This window comes from Oleiphilus sp. HI0132 (assembly GCF_001635845.1).
This window is the reverse complement of record NZ_LWGJ01000373.1, coordinates 1-809: the sequence shown is the minus strand read 5'-3', so window position 1 is coordinate 809 and position 809 is coordinate 1. Positions and strand designations below refer to the sequence as shown.

Genomic DNA, 809 nt, shown 5'->3' with positions numbered 1-809 from the left:
ACGACAAAATGCTAGAGCTTGGTGAGCAATTTACGACCTTAATTGAAAGCCAAATAGCGGGTGTAGATGAAGCTCAAGCAGAATCCTTTGGCCTCTTACTTGCCAAGCATAAGGAGCTGATTATTCAAGCATGTAAGGGCAAACCAGAAGTTCTAGAGGAATTGAGCAATCCTCAGAATGTGACTGACATTAATGAGGCCAGCGGCTCGTAGCGCCCTAGGCCTCCTTGCCACGACTAGCGGTGCGCAGTGCGCACCCTATAAGGCCCCACACTCCCTCACCACCATAACAGGGTGGTTCGTGTACACCAAATTACGGCGAACCCACTGACCTGTCATTTGCGAAATCGTGCCTAAGCCTGTTCTTCCTTAACCTTTTTCACTAAACTCTCTCCCTCGTTTCTGTACGTCTGCTCTAGCGAGCATTAATTGGTGTACGTTATTTGATTTAAAGAGAGGTTTTATAATGCGATTGGTTTCTTGGAATGTTAACGGTATTCGAGCGGTGATGAAGAAAGACTTTCTCTCCTCTCTCGAATCTATGGAAACAGATGTTCTATGCTTGCAAGAAACCAAAGCCCAGGATGATCAGGTGATGGAAGCACTTAAAGATCTTGAGGGCTATCATATCTACTGTAACTCTGCCGAGAAGAAAGGCTACTCAGGCACAGCTATTCTGACCAAACACGCACCTATTTCTGTCCAATACGATATGGGAATTGAAGAGCACGATCAGGAAGGTCGAGTGATTGCTGCTGAGTATGACGGCTTTTACTTGGTTACTGTCTACACCCCAAACTCTGGTAGTGA

General features: G+C 46.0%; 2 protein-coding genes. Both read left to right on the top strand.

The window, feature by feature from the left end; all coding sequences use genetic code 11:
* The coding region (locus tag A3766_RS04585; protein WP_068641800.1) for a YebG family protein at positions 1-212 on the top strand (212 nt) is incomplete at its 5' end.
* A gap of 253 nt (positions 213-465) precedes the next feature.
* Positions 466-809 (top strand): exodeoxyribonuclease III (locus tag A3766_RS04580; RefSeq protein WP_197479319.1); only part of this gene is annotated, 344 nt, incomplete at its 3' end.